Annotated in this window: 14 protein-coding genes; 5 read left to right on the top strand and 9 right to left on the bottom strand. The window is 67.5% G+C overall.

Annotation, left to right across the window (positions count from 1 at the left end):
* Positions 1-28: 28 nt before the first annotated feature.
* The 6 genes from rarD to ACNFJ7_RS11265 all read right to left on the bottom strand — a co-directional run bounded on the left by rarD (position 29) and on the right by ACNFJ7_RS11265 (position 8,043).
* On the bottom strand, positions 29-916 hold the full coding sequence (gene rarD, locus ACNFJ7_RS11290; RefSeq protein WP_058805401.1) for an EamA family transporter RarD: 888 nt from the start codon (positions 914-916) through the stop codon (positions 29-31).
* A gap of 77 nt (positions 917-993) precedes the next feature.
* Complete coding sequence (locus tag ACNFJ7_RS11285; protein ID WP_019370903.1) at positions 994-4,722, bottom strand: LamG-like jellyroll fold domain-containing protein; 3,729 nt, start codon at positions 4,720-4,722, stop codon at positions 994-996.
* A 112-nt stretch (positions 4,723-4,834) separates the two neighbouring features.
* Complete coding sequence (locus tag ACNFJ7_RS11280) at positions 4,835-5,056, bottom strand: hypothetical protein (protein WP_019370902.1); 222 nt, start codon at positions 5,054-5,056, stop codon at positions 4,835-4,837.
* 94 nt (positions 5,057-5,150) lie between these two features.
* Positions 5,151-5,561, bottom strand: a complete 411-nt coding sequence (locus ACNFJ7_RS11275; RefSeq protein WP_019370901.1) for a TadE/TadG family type IV pilus assembly protein — start codon at positions 5,559-5,561, stop codon at positions 5,151-5,153.
* Positions 5,558-6,058 (bottom strand): TadE/TadG family type IV pilus assembly protein, encoded by a 501-nt coding sequence (locus ACNFJ7_RS11270; protein ID WP_019370900.1) that lies wholly within the window; start codon positions 6,056-6,058, stop codon positions 5,558-5,560. The genes ACNFJ7_RS11275 and ACNFJ7_RS11270 overlap by 4 nt, the downstream gene beginning before the upstream one ends.
* A complete protein-coding gene (locus tag ACNFJ7_RS11265; protein WP_019370899.1) occupies positions 6,055-8,043 on the bottom strand; it encodes a hypothetical protein in 1,989 nt (662 codons plus the stop codon). The genes ACNFJ7_RS11270 and ACNFJ7_RS11265 overlap by 4 nt, the downstream gene beginning before the upstream one ends.
* 247 nt (positions 8,044-8,290) lie before the next feature.
* On the opposite strand from ACNFJ7_RS11265, the gene ACNFJ7_RS11260 reads away from it, so the two are divergent.
* Complete coding sequence (locus ACNFJ7_RS11260) at positions 8,291-9,274, top strand: phosphatase PAP2 family protein (RefSeq protein WP_019370898.1); 984 nt, start codon at positions 8,291-8,293, stop codon at positions 9,272-9,274.
* Positions 9,275-9,300: 26 nt separating this feature from the next.
* Entirely contained in the window at positions 9,301-10,827 is a 1,527-nt protein-coding gene (locus tag ACNFJ7_RS11255; protein WP_019370897.1) for a tryptophan halogenase family protein, read from the top strand.
* Between the two features lie 15 nt (positions 10,828-10,842).
* Here ACNFJ7_RS11255 and ACNFJ7_RS11250 read toward each other — a convergent pair whose 3' ends face one another.
* On the bottom strand, positions 10,843-12,207 hold the full coding sequence (locus ACNFJ7_RS11250) for a cation:proton antiporter (protein WP_019370896.1): 1,365 nt from the start codon (positions 12,205-12,207) through the stop codon (positions 10,843-10,845).
* Positions 12,208-12,406: 199 nt separating this feature from the next.
* On the opposite strand from ACNFJ7_RS11250, the gene ACNFJ7_RS11245 reads away from it, so the two are divergent.
* Genes ACNFJ7_RS11245 through ACNFJ7_RS11235 form a run of 3 tightly spaced genes read left to right on the top strand, consistent with a single transcriptional unit; the run spans position 12,407 to position 13,907 of the window.
* Positions 12,407-12,625: a type II toxin-antitoxin system Phd/YefM family antitoxin gene (locus tag ACNFJ7_RS11245; RefSeq protein WP_019370895.1), complete on the top strand. Its 219-nt coding sequence runs from the start codon at positions 12,407-12,409 to the stop codon at positions 12,623-12,625.
* Entirely contained in the window at positions 12,626-13,126 is a 501-nt protein-coding gene (locus tag ACNFJ7_RS11240) for a PIN domain-containing protein (RefSeq protein WP_019370894.1), read from the top strand. It abuts the gene before it with no gap.
* A gap of 52 nt (positions 13,127-13,178) precedes the next feature.
* Positions 13,179-13,907 carry an alpha/beta fold hydrolase gene (locus ACNFJ7_RS11235; RefSeq protein WP_019370893.1) on the top strand — a complete coding sequence of 243 codons (729 nt, stop codon included), beginning with the start codon at positions 13,179-13,181 and terminating at the stop codon, positions 13,905-13,907.
* A 19-nt stretch (positions 13,908-13,926) separates the two neighbouring features.
* On the opposite strand, the gene ACNFJ7_RS11230 is transcribed toward ACNFJ7_RS11235, so the two are convergent.
* Both ACNFJ7_RS11230 and ACNFJ7_RS11225 read right to left on the bottom strand, forming a co-directional pair.
* Complete coding sequence (locus ACNFJ7_RS11230; RefSeq protein WP_019370892.1) at positions 13,927-16,308, bottom strand: TonB-dependent receptor plug domain-containing protein; 2,382 nt, start codon at positions 16,306-16,308, stop codon at positions 13,927-13,929.
* 203 nt (positions 16,309-16,511) lie between these two features.
* The gene (locus tag ACNFJ7_RS11225; RefSeq protein WP_019370891.1) at positions 16,512-16,712 is read right to left on the bottom strand and encodes a hypothetical protein; all 201 of its coding nucleotides are present in this window, start codon (positions 16,710-16,712) and stop codon (positions 16,512-16,514) included.
* Positions 16,713-16,762 lie beyond the last annotated feature (50 nt).

The following is a 16,762-nucleotide window of genomic DNA, read 5'->3' as shown; positions in this document are numbered from 1 at the left end:
TTGGGGTGGCCGGTGCCGCCCCCTCCGGTCACCGCGTAGCGACGGCGCGATAGGCCCGGATGCTGTCCCATGCATAGATGGCGCAGCCGGACCAGATCAGCGCGAAGGTGACATAGTGCACCGGCAGCACCGGCTCGCCGAAGAGCAGCACCGCCTCCAGGAACTGCAGCGTCGGCGCGATGTATTGCAGCAGTCCCATCGTCGCATAGGGCAGTCGGCGGGCGGCAGCGGCGAACAACAGCAGGGGCGTGGCGGTAACGGCCCCGGCCGCGATCAGCAGCACATCGATCCGCGTGGACGCACCGAATGCCTGGGTGCCGTCCTGCGCGGCCCAGAGCAGCACCGCCAGGCTAGCGGGCGCGAGCAGCAGGGTCTCGACCGTAAGCCCGCCCAACGCATCGATCGCGGCCACCTTGCGGAGCAGGCCATAGGCCCCGAAGCTGAGCGCGAGCGCCAGCGGCACCCATAGCGCATCGCCACCCTGCACGGTCAGCAGGAGCACGCCGATAGCGGCAACGCCGATCGCCACGCCCTGCAGCCGCCGCAGCCGCTCGCCCAACACCAGCATGCCCAGCGCCACATTGACCAGCGGGTTGATGAAATAGCCAAGGCTCGCGTCCAGCACATGATCGTGCTGCACCGCCCAGATATAGACCAGCCAGTTCACCGCAATCAGCGCGGCGCTCCCCGCCAGCAACAGCAAGGTACGGCCGCGCGCCGCCGCGGCGATGGCGCGCACCCGCCGCAGCGCGATGACGATCGCAGCGAGCAGCAGCAACGACCAGACTACCCGGTGGGCAAGCACCTGCAGCGCCGGAACGTCGTGCAGCAGGTGGAGGTAGAGCGGCAGCACCCCCCATAGGGCATAGGCAGAGACGCCGAGCATCAGGCCGGCGCGGTCGGGGATGGTGGACATGGCCCCCCGTTGGGGCAGCCACTGCCGCCGCGCAACCCATTCCCGGTTGCCGTCCCCCAAGTTCCAGTGGTTTCGCTTTAGTCGTTCAGCGTTACCCGGTTGTTGTGCAGCGTCACCTCCGGCGCGTCGCCGGGCAGCGCGATGCGGACCGTGCTGGGCCGGCCGGCACCGCGTAGCGGAATCCGCACCTGGGTGGTCCGCGGCTTCAGATCCTCGGGCGCCTCCATCGCCGGCAGCGTCGCACGTCCCAGTTCACCCCGGGGCCCGCTTACGATCACCACGCCGCCGGTCGTGGCGCGATGGCCCAGGCTGTGCACGGTGACGGTCACGGTGCGGTCCTTCACCGCCACATCGTCGCGGCCAATGCCCAGATCCGCCCGCCGCTCGACGGGATCGCCCGCTGCTTCCAGCGTGAAGACATAGCGGCTGGCTCCCGGGGCGAAGCGGATCGGCACGGTGCTGGATCGCCCGAGTTCGAGCATGGTGACGGTGCCGTTGGGGCCGCGCATCGACCAGCGGCCAGCGGTGACGTTCCAGGTCGTCATCGCCGCGTCCTGCGGCACGGCGCTGGTGTTGAACGCTTCTACGGTGAAGGCGGACGGCGTCGCGCCCGGCACCAGCAGTGCCACCTGCTCGGCCGCATCGGCCTTGGCAAAGCGCCAGCTCACGGCGTTGCCGGGATAGGTCTGGTTGCGGCGCAAGGCGATCCCGCCCAGCCGCTCGCGCTGCAGCCACTGGTTCTCGCTTTCGACGCGGTCGGTCCACCAATGGCCTTCGGTCATCAACGGCAGCCGGGCCGACTTTTCAAGGATCGCGGCTTCGTGCAGCGGCACCAGTCCGGCCGGATCGCCGCTGACGGTCCAGGCCGCGATGCGGGCGGCATCGCTGCTGCCTTTCGCGTTCACCAGCGCACGGGTTTCGGGCAGCAGCGCGACATTCTCGTTGATCTCGCCGACTGCCTGCGGCCGGGCGGCCAGCGGGCGCAGATAGGCGGTATCGCCGGTGAAGCGCCAGGCGGCCCATGCCGTCTGCAACGGCACGCTGACGCCGCCGCCGTCGCCGACACGGGTGGCATCGCTGCGCCAGTTGATTTCGTTGGGGAAGCTCCAGCGGCCGTCAGCGTCCTGCTTGCCATGCGCCAGCCAGCCATCGGCGAGCCCCGTCACCAGCCCGCGTGCCTGCGGCCCGGCATTGAACACGCCGAGCAGGATCGGCGCGTGCATCACCACATAGCTATAGGGCTTCTGCCATTCGAACGCGCCTTCGCGGTACATCTGCCGGGCGCCATACCAGTTGCTGGCGAAGTGGAGATGGCCCGCCGGATTGGGCAGGATCACGGTGCGCAGCGCGCGGGTGGTGGCGAACAGCCGCTCGATCGTCTTCGGCTCGCCCCAATTGAGGTAGAGCCGCGCCGCATCGGCGTTCAGCCCTTCCTCATAGGCGTGCAGTTCATCGGTGGTGATCGTGCCGAGCCCGTTTTCGATCATGCCGTTGCGATAGGCTGCATCGTCGAGCGCGCGCAGCGACGCATTCACCTTGTCGGGGATGACGCCCATCAGCGCCAGACCGGGCCATTGCTGGAGCAGATCGGAATCGTCGCTGATCCCCCCCCCGAAGTCACCATAGGGTACCTGGCGATTGTCGATCCACCATTCGACGAAGCGCCGGGTGAGCCGCAGATCCTGCAGCTGTCGCGCCGCCCAAGCGGGCACGCCGGCGGGGATGGGCGGCAATGCCTCCGCTGCCATGTTCTCCGGCCGATAATCGATATCCGCCCAATAAGCGCGCATTTCCTTGTGTTCGGGATCGACGCGCAGCAGATCGCTCGCATCGGTGCGCACCCGGCGATAGAGCGCGGCCCGCTCGGACGACGTATGTTCTTCGACCAGGAAGCCCCAATTGTCCTTCACCTGGTGGAAGCGATCGGCGACATGCTCGGCCAGCGCCTCGGCGCGTGGCTTGAAGACGAGGCGGATCTCGGCGCCGTCCAGCCCCTCGGCATCGAAGTCCGGTGCGGCGGAGGCGAGAGTCAGGAACAGGCTGTCGTCGCTGAGGATGCGGTCGCGCAGATCGAGCCACAACGTTCGCGCCTCGCCCGGCCGGACCGAGAAGGAGAAGTCTATCAGGTCGCGCTGCGGCCAGATCGGATCATGCACACGGAGGTTGAGCGGGATCAGCCCGTCGGCGTTGGGCGTCGCCTTCAGCGCCGGCAGATCGATGGCGATGCCATCCAGTCCGTCGTGCAGGTTGCGCCAGCCATAGTTGAAGGCGCGCGCCAGCGGCTGATCGGCATGCGCCTGGTTGAGGTTCGACGGGATCAGCAAGTGGACGATCGGCTTGGCGCCGGCCGGGCGCACCGCCGCGCCGCTGTCGCCCGCCGCACCCGCACCCACCGCCGCGCGCACGCCCGATTTGGGCATCGCCAGCACGGTGCTGCGTTCCTCGGGAGCGAAGCGGCCGGCGATGTAGCGGTTCAGGCCTGCCAGCGCGGCGAGGTTGGCGGCCGCCTTGGCGTTCACCCGGTAGCTGAGCTTGAAGCTGCCTGCCGGCTCGGGGGCGTCCTCCACCTGATAGGCCCAGATCTCTTGGATCGGCTGTTCCTGCATCGCGTTGGTGAAGCGCAGCGTGCCGCCCGTGCGTTGGGCGAGCGCGTCCACCGACCGGACCACGCCGCGCGCGCGCTCCGCCAGTTTCGTGAACCGCTCGCCATCGCCCGACCAGGCGAGATCGCCATAGGCGGCGCCGCGAATCTCGACGCGATTGAACGCCTCGCCCGCCGGCACGGTTAGCGTATAAGCCTTGCCGCCTTCGACATAGGTGTTCCAATCGGGAAGCTCGAAATAGTCGGTGCGGCCGGGCAGGCGCGATCGGTTGTACACGCCGGGCCAGGTCGTCTCGGCGATGCCGTCGACGCCCTTCCACATCCACTGTTTCAGGTCGCGCGCATCGGCGAACTCCACCTTGCGTACTCGCGTCGCCTTGGTGGTGAGCGGGGGCGGCGAGGCCTTGTCCCAGCCATAGCGATGCAGCCACGCAGCACGCTCGGCGGCGATGTCGCGCGGCGCCGCGGCGCTCGGCAGCGTACGGGCGGCAAGTGCCGCCACGTCCGCGGTGCCCAGCATCCGATCATAGACGCGGATCTCGTCAAGGTCGCTGCCGCGCATGAAGTTATAGCGACTCTGCACCTGATGCGGGCTGATGACGCGGCCGGCCATGCCGAACTGGTCCAGCCCCGCGTCCAGATCTGCCTGCTGCGCCTTTCGCGCGACCTCGCGACCGTTCAGGAACAGCCGCACGCCCTGCGTCTCGTCCCAGGCAAAGGCAAGATGCTGCCATTCCTCCGGCGCGGGCACGCGCTCGAGCCGGAATGAGACGCGCAGCCGCGAAAGATTGGCGTCGGTGACAAAGGCGTCGAAGCCACGGCCGTTCCAGTCGATCCGCAGGAACGCCATGTCCCAGCTGGAATGATCGGCGAAGCCAGCGCGGAAGATCACGAAAGGGGCTTCGCCCGGCGGCGTGCGGGCGCGCCAGAAAAATGCCAGCGTGCCGCGTTCGGCGCGCATGTTGCCGGGTGCGTTCCAGGCGACATAGCCCTCGTCCGCCCAGCGCGCCGCGCCGCCGATCGCGCCATCCGGGACAATCGACACTGCCGAACGGAAATTGGGGACGGGATCGCCCAGCGCGACGTCCGCGGTCAGGCTCTTGTCGGCGGAAAGGTGGAAGAGCAGCCCGTCCTCGCCCGCGCTTTGCGCGACGGCGGGCGTTGCTGTCGCCAGAGCCAGTGCCGAAATCCCCCACACGCGCATACCGCTCTCCCAAGCCATTCTTTTATCACCGAACCCTGCCTCGGCGCAGCGGTCGGCGGCTTGTTGACACCGGTAGCAATTTTCGTCGGTCCTGCCAATGGCGGGAAATCGATCAGGTTCGGCTGCCGCGCAGCGTCGCTTCGGCAAGTCGCCGGCTGACCAGATCGACGGAGCTGTCGCTGCCGCTCTCACCCCAGGCGAAGGCCGGCTGCGCGCCGGTCAGCTCGCTGTGGATGCGGCGGGCTACGCGCTCCAGCTCCGCAGAGGTGGGCTCGCGGCCTTCGGCAATACAGGCGATCGCTTCCGGTGCGATCGTCGGCGGTATCGAGTGCATCCGCTCCTCCCGGTTTTGCTCGCCAGCTAGGGACGATCTGTGACAGTAAAACCCCGCGCGGCTCAATTTTGCGACGAGTTGCGGGCCAACTCGCCTAGTTGAGCCGCGGAAAACAGCCGCGTGCCTCGAGATCGCCGGCCAGCCCCGGGATCAGGCCGGTGATCGGCGAGGCGAAGGCATAGCGCAGCGCCACCTGGGCGTTTCCGGCATTGCCGTCGCAGGTGGTGCTGGCGGTGTAGCTCACCCGCTGTGCGTCGAGCTTCAGGCCCCAGCCGATCGCGCGGGTGGCGGCGAAGCTCTGGACCTCGGCGGCCGTCTTGCACCCGGCGCCGATGGCAGCGCAGCGGGCGGCGCTATAGGCCACCTCCGTCAGCACCTGCTTCGCCCAGAGCAGCCGACCGACCTCGACGATCCCGCAGAGCAGCAGCAGGAATACCGGCGCGAGCAATGCGAATTCCACGGCGGTGGCGCCGCGCGCATCGCCGGCGAGGCGCTTCGCCTTCATTCCACCCGCACCGTCACGGATTGGGTGATCGACGTCCCGTTCAACATGCCCTTCGGCAGTACCATCGCCCGATAGGGGGTGGTCGCGCTGATCCGGAGATAATAGCCCGCGGTCGAACCCGCGCTGGTGCCGCTCCCGCAGCTGGCGCCGCAGCTGGCGCCGATGAAGCTGCCGGTCTTGGTAAGGCAGGCACAGCTTCGGCTGCTGTTCGCACAGGTCGTGCTGTCGTTGCAGCGTACCGACACCTGCAGTTCGGGCATGCGCGCGGCCTTCTGCACATAGGCGGGCAGATCGGTGAAGGGAATGTTGCTCCGGGTGCCGAAGGCGGACAGCGAGGCGGCGGAGACGGCACTGCCGATCTGGCTGCGCTGCACGAAATAGGTCCCGAAATCGAGCGCGAGCAGCATCACGACGAAGAAGCACAGGGTGAGCAGCGCGAACTCGATCGTCGCCACGCCGCGTTGTTCGCGGAGCAGAGCGTGCAGGCGGCGGATCATCGTACGAGCCCGATATCGCCACCGCTGCTGCTTCCGCCGCTGCCGGTGATGCTGGTGCAGGCGGATCCGGCGGCGGCCCCGCCGCTCGCGTTGATCGTCCGCGCGATCATCATGAAGCACTGGCCGTTCGACAGGGTGGTGCTGCCGCCGGAGAGCGTGATGTCCGAGGCGGGCAGGTGCACCGCGCCGGTGAAGATGTTCTGCGCGCCCGCCGCCCAGTTGGTGGCGCCGGTCGTCAGGCTGTCGATCAGCAGATCGGTGATGGCGCCGCCCTCGGTCCCGGTGGATGCGGCCAGCAGTTTGCTCTTGGCGCCGCCCGCCAGGTTGACGGTCCCGCTCAGGATGAAGCTGACATTGACGCCGGCGAGATCGAACCCGGTCACGTCGACGCCGTCGATCGTGGTGCCATAGCTCTGTCCCGTCACCGGCGAGCTATAGGGCCAGGTGGTGCCGCCGGTGCCGTTGGTGAGGCTGCCGGCGATGGTGTATCTGCCCGGGGCGAACAGCACCGATCCGGCGATCGCCAAATCGCCGTTGATCAGGTGATTGCGTGTCCTGCCAAAGACCAGCCGGCTGCCGCCTTCGGTGACGATAGCGCCGTTCGCGCTGAAGCTGCCGTCGCCCATCAGCAGCACGGCGCTGCCCGAAAGGGTGATCGCCCGGCCCGACCCGTCGGGCCCCAGTCGGAAGGCGCCGGCGCCGGCGGCGAGCGTCGAATCGCCGCCGATGGCAATGCCGCTGCGCACGTCGAGGTCGCCGGCGCCCAGCTTCAGCCAACTGCCGCCGTCGATACGCAGCGATCCGAAGGCGTGCGCGCCTGCGCCCAGCGTCAGTTTCGCGCCGCCGCCCAGCACCAGCGCGCTGTTGATGGTCACCGGGCCGTCGCCGAAGCTGCTCGTCCCGGAAAAAGCGACGGTGCCGCTGCCGATGGCCAGGCTACCCTTGCCGAAGGTGATGCCGCTCGATCCGCTGTCGAAGCCGCCATTCACCTTGAGGTCGACGTCGCCGAACACCACGGTTGAACCGCCGCCGATCGACAGGCCGTTGGCGATCGTGATCTTGGACCCGCTCTCGAACCGCACGTTCAGGCCGCCCTCGATCGTCATGCGCCCGATCGTGTAGGTGCCGGCAGGGACGACATAATTGGCCGAGTTGCCGCGCCGGAAGGCGGCGACATTGGCCGAGGGAGACCAGCCGATCGTCCAGTCGGCGCCCGTCGGCGTGGTGGGGTTTCCGATCCCATTGGGCGCGACGCTGCTCCCAATGCTCTCGCGCGCGGCCACGATATTCGCATTGCCCGCCAGCGGATCGACGATCGCGGTGCTTGCGTTGACGATCTTGTCGCTGGCCGGAACGGCGCTGTTCCAGGACGGGTTGGAAAAGCTGCCGGCATAGCGGAGCAGCGTTGCGCTCAGCGTCCCCCAGTTGTTGATGATGTTGCCGCTGCCGGAAACGATGTTCTTGGCGGCGATGCGGGTGCCCTGATTGTTGATGTCGGCAATGGCGGCCACGGTGCAATCGGGCACGTCGATCGTCGCGCCACCGCTGGTCGCGATGCCAACGCCCGAAGTGGCGAGCGCGACAATGCAGGGCGGAGCCATGCTGGGCGCGGCTGCCAGGGTCGCATAGGCCGTTGCGGAGACGGCATAGCTGCCACGGAAGCCGATCGCTGAGGCGACGGCAATCGGCACCGGGGTGGAAATCGTCACCTTTACCGCGCGGCTGCCGCTGGCAGGCACGTCCTGCACCACGGTTGCGGTCACGGTGGCGTCGGCCAGACCGTTGGCGATGGCGAGATCCTGCGCGGTCGGCTGCAGCACGGCTTCGTTAGACGCCGCGGCGCGATAAGCGAGCGCTGCGCCGATCGCGGCGGCATCGGCGGTGCGCTGGTTCACGATTCTCTGGCTATAGCCCCTGCCCAGGTCGACCGTAAGCGCGCCGATGCCCAGCAGCGTGGTCAGCGCCAGCGCGCCGATCACCGCCACCGTCCCGCGCCGGTCGGACGCGAGGCGAGTCGGCCATGCAGGATTTGGAAGGGGCGTCCCCAACACCATGGCCCGGGGCTATCATCAATTCGCTGTCAAATGGTTACGCGGCCCTGGGGCAAAACGGTTCCGGGCGGCCGGGCGGGCTAGCCGCGGGGGTGCTCCCGCGCTAGTTCCGCCAGCGACGCGCGGTGCAGCCTCGGCTTTGCGGGTCGATGCCCGACCCCCGTTATCGAAGAGCTCATACTTGACTGATCCTTTCCGTGCCGCCGCCTTCAATGCCCCCGTCGCGTTCCCGATCACCATCGTTTCTGCCGATCCGCACGCTGCCATCGGCTTTTCCGCGAGGCAGATACGCGGTGCCGTGCTCGCCAGCGTCGCTGCCTGTGTCCTGCTGCTCTGGGCCGCAGGGCTAACGATCAATCCCTTCGCGCGTAGCAACATCCCTTATTATGCCATGCTGGCGCTGGTGCCGCTGATCCGCGTCGCCTGCGCGCGCGACGGGCGGCGCTGGAGCCGGGCGCTTGCCGACTGGACGGAATATTGCGCGCTCTTCACCGCGATGGCGCTGACCGGGGCGGTGTGCAGCTATCCCATCGCGGCGTTGAGCGAAGGCTTCGCCGATGCGACGCTCCACCGGATCGATCTGGCGCTGCGCTTCGATTGGCTTGCCTGGTATCGCCTCGTCGCCGATCATCGCGCGCTGCAGTTGCTCGGCATGGCCGCCTATCAGTGCATCTATCTGACGCCGGCGCTGCTGCTCGGCTGGTTCGCCTGCACCGGGCAGCGGCGGGAGGCTCATCGGTTCCTCGCGGCCTTCTGGATCGCGGCGATCTTCACCCTGGCACTGTTCAGCCAGATGCCGGCGGTGGGACCGCTGTCCGCACTGTGGAAAGGGCCGATCCCCTACATGCCCCTCAGCGAGCTTTGGCAGCCGGATCTGATCCCGCCGCTCCGCCGGGGGGAGGTGCACCAGGTCGATCTCGGCCAGCTGCGCGGCCTGGTGTCGGCGCCCAGCTTCCATGCGGCATCCGCCACGCTGTATATCGCTACTGCTTGGCGCTGCGGACCCCTGCGCTGGCTTCTGATCGCGATCACCGGTGCGATGCTGCTGGCGACGCCGGTCGAAGGAACCCATTATCTGATCGACCTGATCCTGGGGGCCGCCGTGGCGCTGGTGGCGCTGGGTTGCGCGTCGGCGCTGATCGCTCGCCGCCGCGCATTGCCGTAGCCCGCGTCGCGCCGTAGCAAAGGAGCATGCAAGGCAAGCGGCGCATTCTGATCGTGGGAGGCGGAACGGCAGGCTGGCTCACCGCCGCCTATCTGGCCCGGTACCTCGATCTTGCGCAGCAGGCTGCGTTCGAGATCACGGTCCTCGAATCACCGGAACTTGGTATCATCGGCGTGGGAGAAGGGGCGTTCCCCACCCTTCGAGCGACGCTGGCATTCATCGGCATCGAGGAGCGCGACTTCGTCCGCGCCACTTCCGCCACGTTCAAGCAGGGCATACGCTTCGACGACTGGCTGCATGCGCCGCTACCCGATGGCACCCGTCATCACTTCCTCCACCCGTTCGAAGCGCCGCTGGATGCCGAAGGGCCGGGGCTGGTACCCTATTGGCTGCTCCAGCCCGAAGCGACGCGGCCGGCCTTCGCCGCGGCGATGACCATCCAGAACCGAGTCGTCGAGCAAGGGCGGGCACCCAAGCGAGCGGAGGAGGATGCGTTTGGCGGGCCGCTTCCCTACGCCTATCATTTCGATGCCACCCGGCTTGCCGTTCTGCTTCAGGCGCGCGCCATCGAACTGGGCGTGGGCCATCTTGAAGGTCGGCTGATCGGGGTGGAGCCTGACGGCAAGGGCGGGATCGCGCACGTCCTCACCCGCGAGCATGGGGCGCTTGAAGCGGACCTTTATGTCGACTGTTCGGGCTTCGATGCGGCGCTGATCGGCAGGGCGCTGGGCAGCCCGTTCCGTTCAGCGCGCGACGTGCTGTTCACCGATCGCGCCCTGGCCTGCAAAATCGCCGCCGATGCGCCCGAAGGGCCGGTACAGCCGGTAACGATCGCCGCGGCCCATGGCGCGGGATGGACGTGGGATATCGGGCTGCAGGCCACACGCGGCATCGGTTGCGTCTATTCGTCTGCGCACATGAGCGACGAAGCGGCGGCCGCGGTGTTGCGCGCGCATATCGGCCATGATCGCTATACCGCGCGGCTCATTCCGTTCGAGCCGGGCTTCCGCCCCGCGCAGTGGGCGGGCAATTGTGTGGCGGTGGGTCTTTCGGCGGGATTTCTGGAGCCGCTGGAGGCCACCGGCGTCCTGCTGATCGAAACCGCCGTGGCGATGATTGCCGAGCTGTTTCCCTTTGCCGGACCCATGGATTTGGCGGCGCACCGGTTCAACGCCCGGATGACCGCACGGTACGAGCGGATCGTGGATTTCCTGAAGCTGCACTATTGCCTCAGCCGGCGCGAAGAGCCGTTCTGGCGCGACAACGCCGATCCGGCGAGCATCCCCGCCAGCCTCGCCGGGTTGCTCGATGCATGGCGCCATCGCCCGCCCAGCCGCTTCGATTTCGTGATCGACCACGAAAGCTTCGCCTATTTCAACTATCAGTACATCCTCTACGGCATGGACTTCGTCACCGATCTTTCGCCCGCGCGCGGCGCCTTTCCGAACGATGCGGTGGCGATGCGGCGCTTTGCCCAGATCCGCCGCTTCGGCGAGCAGGCGGTTGCCGATCTGCCCGGCCATCGCGAGTTGATCGGCCAGCTGCGCGGCTGAGCGGCGGCAGACGGTTCAGGCCGTCGCCAGCTCGCTCTCCAGCGCGTCGAGCTCACCGCTTTCGCGCGCCTTGCGGCCATAGACGGCTTCGAACAGCGGCGTCGCCATCACCGTGGTGATGATGGCCATCAGCACCAGCATCGAGAACAGCGTCGGGCCGATGATGCCCTTTTGCAGCCCGATATTGATGATGATCAGTTCCATCAGCCCACGCGAGTTCATCAAGGCGCCGATGCCCAAGGCGGTGCGATTGTCCTCGCCGGCGATCCGTGCCGCGGCCCAGCAGGCTCCGAACTTGGCGAGCACCGATACCGCCAGAATGCCCAGCGCGATCAGCAGCAGCGACGGCGAGTTCACCATGTCCATCCGCGTGTTCAGCCCCGAATAGGTGAAGAACATCGGCAGCAGCAGCACCACCGCCAGCGGCTCCACCTTGCGCTTCAGCTCCTCGACGAACAGGCCGCGTGGCATGCAAACGCCCATCAGAAAGCCGCCGAAGATCGCATGGATGCCGATCGCGTCCATCACGAAGGCGGAGAGGCAGAACAGCATCATCGTGACGGCCAGGATCGGCGTCGTCATCTCGCCGCGCTGCTCAACGATGCGGCCAAGCGGGGCGAGCAGCCGGCGGCCGAGCAGCAGCATGAAGCCGGTGTAGAGCAGTGCCCCGCCGATCGCGAGTACCGCAACGCCGGCGCCGGCGCCGAACGTCGCCAGCACCACGGCCAGCACGCACCACGACGCGGCATCGTCGAACGCGCCGGCAGTAAGCGAAAGCGTGCCGAGCGCCGAGTTGGCGAGGCCCCGCTCGTTGATGATCCGGGCAAGCATCGGGAAGGCGGTGAGCGCGATGCAGGCGCCCATGAACAGCGTCGCATTGGCCTGGCTGATCCCGGGCGTGAACAGCCCCGGCACGGTGAGCAGGCTAGGCGTGATCAGCGCAGCGAGAAGGAACGGCGCGGCGATCCCGGCGGCCGAGACGCCGGCCGCGCTTTTCGCCTTGGACTGGAAATGATCCAGCCGCAGCGTCAGGCCGACCATGAACATGTACAGCCCCACGCCCAGCTGTGCGCCGGCATAGAGGATGTTACGCGTTTCTTTAGGGAAGATCGCCAGCTGGAGATCGGGGAAGATCAGTCCGAACAGCGACGGCCCGAGCACCACCCCGGCAATCATCTCGCCCACCACCTGCGGCTGCCGGAGGAATTTCTGCCCCAGCCAGCCGACCACGCGACAGGCCAGCAGGATGATCGCGAGCTGCAGGAAGAAATGGATGCTGAAGTCGCCGGGTGCGTAGCTTTTGGCGGCGTGCACCGCCGGGCCGTGCGGGTTGAGGACGTCGGTAAGCGCGTGCCAGGCGCCGGTCAGCAGCTCGTTCATTCGGTCGGATCCCCTCGTGCGCTGGCATCTGCTGCGCCATCGCGAACCCCTAGGGAGCCTGCCGCGCGGACGGGGGCAAGGGGCGATCGATACTGGTGCCGCACTTTTCCCGGCGGCGACGGCCTAGTGTTGCCGAGGCTCCACAAGCTAGGTACGTACCTACATATTAGCGCTATCAAAATGCCTGCTGGAGGCGGCAATGAAGGTGATCAGCAGCCGCGAGTTCAACCAGGACGTCAGCGCGGCCAAGCGATTCGCTCGGACGGAACCGGTGTTCATCACCGATCGCGGGCGGCCCACACATGTGCTGATGAGCATCGCCACCTTTCGCACCTTCGCCGGCCAGCGTGACAGCATCGTCGATGCGTTGGCCGCGCCCGATCCGTTCGACGTCGATCCGGCCGGCGGACGCTGGTAGATGTATCTGCTCGATACGCCGGTGGTGCTTGACCTGCGCAAGGCGAAGGGCGGGCAGGGCGATCCGCGGCTGGCTGCCTGGGCCGCAGGGGTTCCGCGCGAGCAACTGTTCGTCTCCGCATTGACGCTCGCCGAAATCGAGGCGCTGGCCGTCGTGCAGGGGGCGCAGTCGAAGGAAGCGGCGGCGGCGTTGCGGCGCTGGATCGATGCGCAGCTCGTTCCCGCCTTCGACGGACATATTCTGGCGATCGACCGTGCCATCGCGCGGCGGCGGGGGCAGGTGGCGATTGCGGGCGACCGCGCTGCCCTGATCGCCGCCACTGCGCTGGAACAGGGGCTGACGTTGGTGACGTTCGATTTGGCCACCTATCGCGGCGCGCGGATCAAGCTGTTCGATCCGCGCCGCTACGATCCAGCCGAGGCGGAACCGGAGGCGGGGGATTGGCGCGCCGCCGCCAAAAGCGGGCCTGCCTGGTTGCGCAACCTGTTCATTCGCGGGTAGTGCGACACGCTTTTCTGCCATAGATTGGATCCAATCAGATGCAGGAGAGAGCATGACACGCAAATCGTCCCCGACCCTGGCCTTTCTGTGCGGGCTGCTGAGCGACGCGCGCGTGTGGGAGCCGGTGGTCGAGCGGCTGCCGGCGGCGCTGCCGACTCGGATCTTCGCATTCCCGGGCCATGAGTCGCTGACGACGATGGCGGAGACAGTCTTGCACGATACGGACGGGCCGCTGGTGCTGATCGGCCATTCGATGGGCGGACGTGTCGCGCTGGAGGCGGTGCGCCAGGCGCCGGAGCGAATTGCGGGACTGGTGCTTGCCAACACGGGCGTGCATCCGCCCGCGCCTGGTGAGCGTGACGGGCGCCAGCGCATGATCGATATAGCTCGGTCGCAGGGGATGGCGGCGCTGGCCGAAGCCTGGCTGCCGCCGATGATGGGCGCCGCGCCCGATCGGGTGGCGGCGCTGATGCCGTCACTGCGGCAGATGGTGACCGGCTATGCGCTTGCCGCCTATTTGGGGCAGATCGAGGCGCTGCTCGGCCGCGCCGATGCCGGATCGGTGCTGGCGGGCTATGCCGGGCCGGTGCTGTTAATGTCTGCCGATCACGATCGCTGGTCCCCCCCCGCGCAGCATGCCGCGATGCACGATCTGGCACCGCACGCCGCCCTCACCATCGTGCCGGGCGCGGGGCACATGATGCCGGTGGAGGCGCCGGAGGCCGTCGCCGCTTCCCTGGCCGAATGGCTCACTCAGGCGGTGATGACGGAGGCCGAGTGATCGGCCCCCGCCCTCCGGCTCACCAGTTCACGCCGAGGCGGGCGTACAGATAACGCCCGTTGAAGCCGAACGGCGAGTAGTAGGGAAAGCCCACCACGCCTGTCGAGTTGTTCGCTGGAATCGTCCGATCGGGATATACGTCGAACAGGTTGCTCGTGCCGATCGCGATCTGTGCGCCCTTGCGCGGCTGATAGCGCAGTTCCAGATCGGTGATTAGGTGCTGGCCGGTGTGGATGTCGGCCGCGGGGGTGGTGCCCGGCTGGTTGACGTCGCCATAATAGGTACCACGCAGCGTGAGGCCGATCGCGTCCTTGGTCCAGTCGACCGTGCCGGTTACCTTCTCGCCCGGCGTACCCTGCTCGATCGTTAGAACGCGGCTACGGGCGAACAGCACCGGCGCCGGGTTCACCGTCGCGGTGTTGGTCGGCACGCGGGTTACGACGATCTCGTTGACATTGCCGGCCAGCGTGAAGTCGAAGGCGCCGGCGGCATCGGCCGCGTTGCCCAGCCGATAATGCGCCACGGCGTCGATGCCGCGCGTGCGAGAACGCAGGCCGTTGATGAAGAAGCGGGCCGAAGGCACGTTGAACGGCGCCAGGATCGCCGCCACTTGCGGGCTGAAGGTCGACTGGATGTTTTCGGACAGGCCCAGCTGGTCGCGCAGCCGGATCTCATAGGCATCGACGCTCAGGTCGAAGCCGCCGGCGCGGATCACCGTTCCAACGGAGAAGTTGGTCGACTTTTCCGGCTGGAGCGGCTTGCCGCCCAGCGCAGCGGCCACCGGCGCGGTGGACGGGAAGGTGCCGGTGAGGATCGGCGTGCCGTTCTGGATTACCTGCGCGACCGAGGTGAAATATTGCTGCTGCAGGCTCGGTGCGCGGAAACCCGTGGAAACCGTGCCGCGCAGCGCAAACCACGGCGCCACGTCATAACGGGCCGAAACCTTGCCGTTGGCCGTATCGCCGAAGTCCGAGTAATGCTCGCCGCGTACCGCCACGTCGATCAGGAACGCCTCCGTCACCTGTGCCTCCAGGTCGACATAGCCGGAAACGCTACGGCGCGATCGCTCGATCGCGTTGACGGGCGCGAACCCGCCAAAGCCCTGGGCACCGGCGGCAAGGCCGTTGCGCGGCTCCGGCGCATCATAGGAGGCGGGCTCGCCCGGCGTGATCTTATAGCCTTCGCGCCGTCCTTCCGCACCGAAGGCAAGGTTGAGCGACTGCAGCACGTCGAAGGTGCGCCGCACGTCGAGGCCGGCCACCCATTGGTCGAAGATCAGTGCGCCGTCATAGAAGTTCTTCGGGCTCGCGGCCCCATAGGCGTAGTTGGCGGAATTCTGCGTCCGGTACGCGATCTTGTTGCGTCCATAGCCGACATGAAGGTCGACGCCCCAGACGCCCACATCGCCCTTGATGCCGACGGCGCCGACCGCATTGGTCGACTTCGTATTGATGATCGGCAGAAAGCCGTCCGGATAGCCGACCAGTGCCGTGGTCGCGCTCGCCAGCCGCGGGAAGGCCGCGCTGCGGGTGTCGCGATCCTGGTAGCTACCCCAGCCGTACAGGCTCCAGCCTCCGCCGATGCCGGTGCCTGCGTTTACGGTGCCGGTATATTGCTCCACCTGCGGATCGCCGAAGCGGCCGGTGACGCGGCTGGGCGTGACGCGCGGATCGAAATCGGCGCGGTTGGTGGGCTTCCGGTTCACATATTCGCCGGTGACCGTGACGAAGCCATCGTTGCCGAAGCCGATCCCCTGCCAGGCGGAGGCGGTGAACACCGGTTCGCCCGTGCTGCTGCGGCTGCCGCGCGCCGTATCGATATCGGTGTGATAGATGCCGTAGGTCGCCGAGGCGCCGCCACCCGATCGGGCCTCGCGCAGCCGCAGGTTGATTACGCCCGCGATCGCGTCCGATCCATATTGCGCCGACGCGCCGTCGCGCAGCACTTCGATCCGCTCCAGCGCTGCCGTCGGGATGGTGTTGAGATCGACCGCAGCAGACCCACGTCCGACCGAGCCGTTGATGTTGAGCAGCGCCGAGCTGTTCACGCGCACGCCGTTCACCAACACCAGCACCTGATCGGGCGAAAGGCCGCGCAGCGTTGCGGGGCGGATCGCATCGGTGCCGTCGGTGGCCGAGGGGCGAGGGAAGTCGATCGACGGCGCCACTGCCGCCAGCGCTGCGCCCAGTTCGGTCGTGCCCTGCCGCGTCAGGGTCTGGTTGCTCAGCACATCGACGGGAGATGCGGTGTCGAGCCGCGAGCGGCCTTCGGTGCGCGTGCCGGTGACGACGATTTCGTCCGGAGCATCGGCGGCAGCGTCGCTCTCCTGGGCCTGAGCCTGTCCGGCGGCGAGTGCAGCACCGGAAGCCGCGATCAGCAGCGCGTTGCGGAAGGTACGCATGATTAACCCCTTTTTACCTGGTTCGGCCCGCGGTTTACCGAGCTTTCCAGTAGGAGTTCAGGAAGAAAAGTTAGGCGACGGGAAAGCGGGAATAGGGCCGGTGCAATAGCGCGCTGGCCTACTCCTGCGGCAGCGTGTGCCATCCATTTCGGCGGGATATGCCCCGGCCGGCGCGCTTTTGCGGCCGGCCGGGGGCAGGTGCGTCAGGCGCGGACGCCGCGCAGGCCGTTCAGCACGGCAAGTGCCGCGATGCCGACAAAGGCTGCGCTGGTCCAGGGACGTGCCTTGGCAAAGCCTTTTGCCTTATCGACGATCGGGCCGTTGCCTGAGAAATGGGCGCGGATATCGTCGGTCAGCGCCGTCTTGCGGTTCGATACGGGGGTGGTGTTGGTCGCGTCGGTCATGCTCGTCTCCCTTCGGGGCGATAGGCCCTTGCGCCGCATCAACGCGTCGC

It is taken from the genome of Sphingomonas sp. HT-1 (assembly GCF_048568905.1).
GTDB lineage: Bacteria > Pseudomonadota > Alphaproteobacteria > Sphingomonadales > Sphingomonadaceae > Sphingomonas.
This window is presented reverse-complemented; position numbering and strand designations above follow the sequence as displayed.